General features: G+C 52.6%; 4 protein-coding genes. 3 read left to right on the top strand and 1 reads right to left on the bottom strand.

Translation table 11 applies throughout. From position 1 onward, the window contains the following. The 3 genes from HMPREF2554_RS05400 to HMPREF2554_RS05390 form a co-directional block, all read left to right on the top strand. Positions 1-1,856: ABC transporter permease (locus tag HMPREF2554_RS05400; protein ID WP_070554304.1), on the top strand; the 1,856-nt coding region annotated here is incomplete at its 5' end. 396 nt (positions 1,857-2,252) lie between these two features. Next, positions 2,253-3,014 carry an ABC transporter ATP-binding protein gene (locus HMPREF2554_RS05395; protein WP_004004947.1) on the top strand — a complete coding sequence of 254 codons (762 nt, stop codon included), beginning with the start codon at positions 2,253-2,255 and terminating at the stop codon, positions 3,012-3,014. 2 nt (positions 3,015-3,016) lie between these two features. After that, on the top strand, positions 3,017-5,743 hold the full coding sequence (locus HMPREF2554_RS05390) for an FtsX-like permease family protein (RefSeq protein WP_013399300.1): 2,727 nt from the start codon (positions 3,017-3,019) through the stop codon (positions 5,741-5,743). A gap of 130 nt (positions 5,744-5,873) precedes the next feature. Here the strand turns inward: HMPREF2554_RS05390 and metG are convergent, their stop codons facing one another. Further along, on the bottom strand, positions 5,874-7,421 hold the full coding sequence (gene metG, locus HMPREF2554_RS05385; RefSeq protein ID WP_013399301.1) for a methionine--tRNA ligase: 1,548 nt from the start codon (positions 7,419-7,421) through the stop codon (positions 5,874-5,876). Between the last annotated feature and the right edge of the window lie 118 nt (positions 7,422-7,539).

The following is a 7,539-nucleotide window of genomic DNA, read 5'->3' as shown; positions in this document are numbered from 1 at the left end:
TCGTCATTTCGAACACCTTCGCGGTGCTGGTGGGACAGCGCATCCGCGAGCTGGCGTTGTTACGTACTCTAGGGGCACAGGGCTCGTCCTTGGTACGTATGCTTGTGGTTGAATCGCTTGTTGTGGGCGTCATCTTCTCCACTATCGGCGCGGTTCTCGTGTATCCGATCGCGGCATTGCTGAGTGCGCTATCCAATAATAGTTTCATGGTTTCTTACGATCCGATGGCTTTTGTTGTCGGTGTTGTACTGTGCACCTTGGTCACGGTTATTGCCTCGCTCGCTCCAGCACGTACCGCTTTGAAGATTTCTCCCATCAGCGCGATGGGCGAAACTACGGCTCAGGCGGTCAAGAAGCCGAACATCGCAGGCCTTATTGCGGGTCTTATTATCGGTGCTGGCGGCGGTGCACTCATGATCCTTGCGTTCAATACCATCACGCAGAATAACGATAGCTCAAATGCAGGGACCTCTGTTCTTCTCGTTATGATTGCCGCGCTTCTGCTGGGCATTGCGGTCTTTATGCTGACCCCGTGGCTTCTTCTGCCCCTTGTCCGTGTCCTGGGCTCAGTCTTCCGCAACCAGACCGGAAAATTGGCGGTAGCAAATGCATTGCGTTCCCCGAAACGTACCGTTTCGACCGGGCGCGCGGTCTTGGTAGGCGCGCTTGTCGTCACCGCAGTACTGACCGGATATTCCATCATGACGTCCACCGTGGCGAACGCGATGGATAAGCTATACCCGATCTCTGCGGCAGCCACCTACGGTACCGGACCTACAGCAGGATCTGAGAGCGTCAATAAGGCGCGCTCTGTCGCTGATAAAGTTCGCGGTTTGGAAAACGTCGATAGTGTTGCTGTGGCTTCTGCAGCGGGTACCGTTGATTTCACGGTCCCTCCGAAAGACGGTGGTGAAGCACAGAATCGCACCGAGAATCTGGTAGCACTCAGCCACGACGATCTCACAAAGGTCATTCCGACTGAAGGGTCACATCAGCTTGAAGATGATACCGTGCTTGTCTCGGCTGCCCTTTATGATAATGCCCACTTCAATGACTCCACTCGCCTTAAAGCACGTGGTCCCTTGGGGACGGTAGAGTTAAAACCTATCAAGTCCACCAGCAGCAATATGTCGCTATATATTGTGAATCCCACGACCGGTACCAAGCTGCAGAACGCCTCAGATCCAACGCCTCTGCTAGATTCATCACAGGCTCCTGAAAACGCTCAGGTTCCTGCAGAAGCTACCCCAGATGCTGGGGAGCAGAGCTCTGCTGCATCATCGACAAGTGGTGCTACCGGTGCCCAGACTATGGTGCTCGTTCACGCCAAGTCACCGCTTTCCTCAAGTGCAAACTCGACTCTTCAGGAACAGCTCACCAAGGCTAATGACGGTAACGAATTCACCGGTGGTTTGCAGGGACGCCAGCAATTTGATCAGATTATGATGATCATGCTGATCTTCACCTTAGTTCTTCTTGCCCTGGCCGTAGTCATCTCGATTATCGGTGTAGCCAATACGATGACTTTGTCGGTGAACGAGCGTCGCCGCGAGAATGCGATGCTTCGCTCACTGGGTCTCTCCCGCAAACAGCTGCGTCGCATGATTTCAGCCGAGGCAATTCTGATTACCTTAGGAGCCGTGATCCTAGGCATCCTCGCGGGTGTTGGAATTGGTATTGCCGCCGCTAAAGTTGTGATTGCAGGTACCAGTTCTTCTACTGAAGTCGTCATTGATCTTCCTTACCTTGGATTGTTCTTTGTTCTGCTGGTAGGTCTGGTATCGGCGTTCGTTGCCTCGATATTACCAGCGGCCCGATCGGCCCGTCTCTCCCCTGTGGAGGGCATGCGAGGCTAGTCGATTGGCAAAATGACCTGCATCGAAAAGGGCGAACTCCCCACATTAGGGAGTTTGCCCTTTTTATGTGGTTCGTGCTCCCGAATTATTTTTACGTGTAGAAGTCCCAGATATAAAACTTAGAAAACCCACTTTTATAGATCTAAATAGTCTATATATTCTTACTTTCTAGGGATCAAAATACCGTCCATAATTATTGCATAGACTCTAAATTTTTTATTTTAATTATTTTTCTTCTTCGTGGGTATTTTCATCCTTACGGAGGCTTGCTTTTTTCGATCCCTAGTATTTCTCATCCAAAAGTATGAGTGCCATTTATTTTGCCTTCAAGAATTTCAGCTCAAAGGATGACAAATGTCAGGGGATATATTTTTGCAATCTTGAAACAATTAACTCATGAGCACATCAACAATTCCCGCATACGAACCTGCGGTAGCAACACGTAATCTGTCCAAGACCTACGGCACGGGCGAAGCCATCGTTCATGCCCTTAACAATGTGAACATCGACTTCGAGTACGGCAAGTTCACCGCCATCATGGGGCCTTCCGGCTCTGGTAAATCAACCCTGATGCAAACTCTCGCCACGCTCGATACTCCTGATCGTAATCCAGAGACGATTATTCGCATCGGCGATACCGACCTCTACGGCCAAAAAGATAATCAGCTTACCGAATTCCGCCGTGAGCATGTCGGGTTCATTTTCCAGGCCTTCAACCTAGTTCCAACCCTTACCGCCGGGCAGAATATCGATTTGCCGCTCGGCTTGGCCGGTAAAAAGCCCGATTCGGTGTGGCGCGACTACCTTGTTCAAACCCTAGGGCTGCAAAAACGTCTGGATCACCGTCCCGAACAGCTCTCCGGTGGTCAACAGCAACGCGTCGCTATTGTGCGTGCGTTGCTCTCCCGCCCGGACGTCGTCTTCGCCGACGAGCCCACCGGCAACCTCGATTCAAACTCCGGAGCTGAGGTTCTACGGCTTCTCCGGGATGCAGCAACCGAGCACCAGCAGACCATCCTCATGGTAACGCACGATGCACACGCAGCATCCTACGCAGACCGCGTGGTCTTCCTCAAAGACGGCATGATTGCTGGCGAAATGCTTAATCCCACCCACGACGCGGTGCTTCAGGCTATGGGCCAGTTGGAAGGTGAATAACATTGGCTGCAACGCTTAATACGGTGGCGCGGGCAAATATCCGCTCCTCCAAGAAGAAATACATTCTCACGGGTATTGGTATCGCCATTTCATCGTTCTTCATCTCGGCGGTGCTGATGCTTACCGCATCGCTTCAGGCCACGATGGATGCGACTATCGGTGATGTCTACGCTAACTCCGAGAACATGGTGGTCTCTGCGGGTGTCATGGACCAGGATAATCAGAACTCAACCGCTAAGTTCCCGATGTCCAATGACACGGTTAAGAAGATTCAGGAATCTCCTGAGGTTAGCTCATCCTGGATTCTATACACTTTTTCCGGCACCTACGGAGCCGATAAGGAGAAGGTAGCATACGGTTCTGCGCCACCGTCAAAGGACCTTTCACCCTTTGATATTGAGGGGAATCTCCCGTCCACAGACACCGAACTCCTGGTCGCTAAGAGTTTCGCCGAGAAACACAACCTGAAAATTGGCGATAAGGTAACCATGCCCAATATCGTCACCTCAGCCACCGATAAGGATAGCGCGAAAGACACCGAGTACACCCTCACAGCTACCTTTAACACCGGTATCTCAGATTCACAGATGAGCGACAACGTTTTTATTGGTGGCACCGGTCTTGCGGATACCGCGCGTCAGCTTGCAGAGGAAGAGGGCGGGATCGTCTCAGACCCCGCTAAACCCATGGCGCCTCAGGCGTTCATTAAGCTCAAGAACAATACTCAGGACTCGCGTGACGCGCTGCAGAAAGAACTGAACACCGGTGATAAAAACACCACCCCCAAGGTGCTCTCTAACACGCAGATGATAGATCACCTTAAGAAACAGTTCTCAACGCTCTTCAACTCGCTGAATACCATTCTTATCGCCTTCGCAATTCTGGCTCTGTTGGTTTCTTCGTTCGTCATTTCGAACACCTTCGCGGTGCTGGTGGGGCAGCGTGTACGCGAACTCGCCCTGCTGCGTACTCTCGGTGCCCGCGGTGGTTCGCTGGTGCGGATGCTCCTCATAGAATCACTAATAATTGGGGTCTTCTTCTCAGTCATCGGTTCAGGACTGGTATACGCGGTCGGTGGCATTCTAAACGCGATGTTCAGCTCGTTCATCGTCAATTTCTCCCCCACGGCGTTTATTGCAGGCGTACTCATGTGCACCGCTGTGACCGTACTCGCTTCACTTATACCGGCGCGCACCGCACTGAGTATTTCCCCTATTAGTGCCATGAGCGCAAGCACAAGCCAGGCGGTCAAGAAACCTAGCGTTTTAGGAGGAATCTTCGGTGTTCTCTCCGCTCTTGCAGGCGTTATTATCGCTATCGCGGCTATAGGGAATAAAGACGGCGGATCCGCTATCTCTTCCGTACTGCTGGCATGCCTCTTCCTCGGCATAGCAGTCTTTCTTCTCACCCCGTGGGTTCTCATCCCTCTGGTTCGTTTTTTCGGCGTAGCTCTGCGCGGGCAAACGGGTAAACTGGCGTTAGCAAATTCCTTGCGCTCACCCAAACGCACGGTTTCCACTGGGCGAGCCGTGCTGGTAGGAACCTTGGTTATTTCCGCTGTTCTCACCAGCCACTCAGTGATGAGCGCCTCCATTGCCCAAGAGATTGATAGGATATCGCCGATTTCGGCATACGCTCCTTTCGGTGAATCTACCACAACTAACGGCAGCGCAAGCGTGACAAAGGCTCACGAAGTTGCTGATAAGATCAGGGGCACGAAGAATGTTGAGGCTGTCAGCGTCGGTTCGGCTGCGGGCGTTATCGAATACACAGCAAAACCCGATAACGCAGACTCCGCCAATCTCAAAGACAATGTAATCGCGCTTAGCAACGATGATCTGCACAAGGTAGCAACCGGAGAATCAGGTACCAATTTAAAGAATGATGAGGTACTCGTCCCCCAGGATATTTGGGATCTGGGTAAGTTCGATAACAACACTCGTCTTAAGGTCAGCGGCCCTCTTGGCGAGATTGAGCTCAAACCCGTCAAGGCAAACACTAAGGAACCATTCTTCGTGGTATCACCGGAAACCGGTGCCCAGGTACAGAATGCATCTGATCCGCAGGCCGCTAGTAATCAGGCATTGCCAGACGATCCCGCCGCCCAAGAAGCGCTCATGAAAGCGGCTCAGGAAAACCCCGCCTTGGCGCGTAGTTTCGCAGCACGCGGTACAGCAACCATGGTTCTGGTGCGGGCAAGCACTCCACTGTCATCAAGCGATAATACCGAGCTTCAAGGGGAGCTTGCCAAGGCAAACAACGGAACCGATTTTCAAGGTGGTCTTCAGATTCGCAAGAATAATGACCAAATGCTGACTATTATGCTCAGTGGTGCCTTGATCCTGCTGGCACTGGCTATTGTGATCGCCATTATCGGTGTGGCGAATACTATGACCCTATCGGTGAACGAACGTCGCAGGGAGAATGCGATGCTCCGCTCGCTGGGCCTGTCCCGCAAGCAGCTGCGGCGTATGGTTTCGACCGAGGCTGTCATGATTACTCTCGGCGCGTTGGCGATGGGTATCGTTTCGGGTGTGGGTATAGGCCTTGTACTTTCTCAAGTACTGGTACACGCTACTCGCGAGTCCATGGCGATGGCAGTAGTTCTACCTGTCAGCGGTCTGGTTCTCGTGCTCATCGTGGGTATCATCGCTGCGTTCGCGGCATCAGCTATCCCAGCCTTCCGGTCGGCGCGACAATCCCCGGTAGAGGGGCTGAGTTCCCACTAATCAGGTAGGCTAGATCCTGCAACGGGTGAGGGCTCCCGGTGTTTTAGACAATACCGGGAGCCCTCACTATCAAAAATATCCCGGAACCTCTTTGGAGGTTCCGGGATATTCTGTACTTTATAGTGTGATTCTATGCCTCTTTTGGCGCTTCGTATCGCGGGAAAACCGGTGTCGGTGCAGGAAGCTCCTTCCCAGCTGTCAGGTTCTTAGGGAGCGCAGCGAAAAGGCGTTCCTCCCCTTCTGCTACCCCCAGCAAGTCAAGAAGTTTCTCCATCGAACCGGGCATCACCGGCTGCATCAGAATGGCAACCTGACGGACCACCTCAAGAGTCACATAGAGTACGGTATTCATGCGCTCAAACTCGCCGTTTTTGCGCAGAGTCCACGGTTCCTGTTCCGCAAAGTAAGCATTCGTATCGGCAAGCACAGTCCAGATGCGCTCTAGGGCACGGTGGAACGCCTGCTCATCATAGTCTGCCCGCACCGGTTCATAAAGTGCGGAAGCACCGGCCAGAATCTTGCGGTCAGCCTCAGTAAATTCTCCAGGGGTCGGTACCCTACCGTCGCAGTTCTTGGCAACCATTGAGAGCGAACGCTGCGCCAGATTACCCAGGTTATTCGCAAGATCAGAATTGATGCGGTTGATAATGGATTCTTCGGAATACGAGCCGTCTTGTCCGAAAGAGACCTCGCGCATCAGGAAGAATCGGACCTGATCCAGCCCGAACGCTGCCACAAGATCCGCGGGATCCACCACGTTACCCACCGACTTCGACATTTTCTCGCCATTGACCAGAAGGAACCCATGCCCAAAAACACGTTTGGGCAGCTCAAGACCGGCAGACCAGAGGAAGGCAGGCCAATAGATAGAGTGGAATCGAGTAATATCCTTACCGATCAGGTGCAGATCAGCGGGCCAATATTTCGTGAACAGTTCCCCGTCCGTATTGGGGTAGCCAAGCCCGGTTAGGTAGTTAGTCAGCGCATCCACCCACACGTACATGACATGTTTATCGTTGCCGGGCACGGGGACACCCCAGTCGAAGGTGGTGCGTGAAATCGAAAGGTCATTCAAACCGCCCTTGACGAATGAGATCAGCTCATTGCGACGCGATTCAGGGAAAACATACCCTTCATTTTTATAGAGTTCTAGAAGTTTATCGGCGTACTTTGAGAGGCGGAAGAAATAAGATTCTTCCTCAGTCCATTCGACTTCCGTTCCGGTAGAAATGGCGTAGCGCTGCCCGTCGCGTTCTTCGGTCTCGTCCTCGGCGTAATAGGCTTCATCCCGCACAGAGTACCATCCGGCATATTTATCGAGGTAGATATCCCCGTTCTCTTCCATACGCTTCCAGATTGCTTGGGATGCCTCATAATGGTCCGGATCCGTAGTGCGAATAAAGCGATCGTAGCTAATACCGAGAGCATCGTTCATAGCTTTAAAACGGGCGGAGTTCTCATCGGCGAGTTCTTTGGCGGTTTTCCCCTGTTTCTCAGCGGTGGTCTGCATCTTCTGCCCGTGTTCGTCGGTGCCCGTCATAAAGCGCACGTCAAAACCGTCGAGTCGCTTGAAACGTGCCAGCACATCGGCGGCAATGGTCTCATAGGCATGACCGATGTGGGGGTTTCCGTTGGGGTAAGAAATCGCAGTCGTGATGTAGAAGGGGGTAACACTCATAATTATTAATCTTACCGCAGTTTTTCAGCATAGATGCGGCGAAACAGTAATGCGACAAGCCGCCGTCATGTACCCACACACAACCACAGCTGCAGTAGCAGGCCCCCTCCGCAGGCAG

The organism is Rothia sp. HMSC071F11, from assembly GCF_001809115.1.
Taxonomy (GTDB): Bacteria; Actinomycetota; Actinomycetes; order Actinomycetales; family Micrococcaceae; genus Rothia; species Rothia dentocariosa.
This window is presented reverse-complemented; position numbering and strand designations above follow the sequence as displayed.

Bases quoted from the DNA above. Each gene is read 5' to 3' on its own strand.
- HMPREF2554_RS05395 (WP_004004947.1), top strand. From the start codon at position 2,253: ATGAGCACATCAACAATTCCCGCATACGAACCTGCGGTAGCAACACGT.
- metG (WP_013399301.1), bottom strand. From the start codon at position 7,421: ATGAGTGTTACCCCCTTCTACATCACGACTGCGATTTCTTACCCCAAC.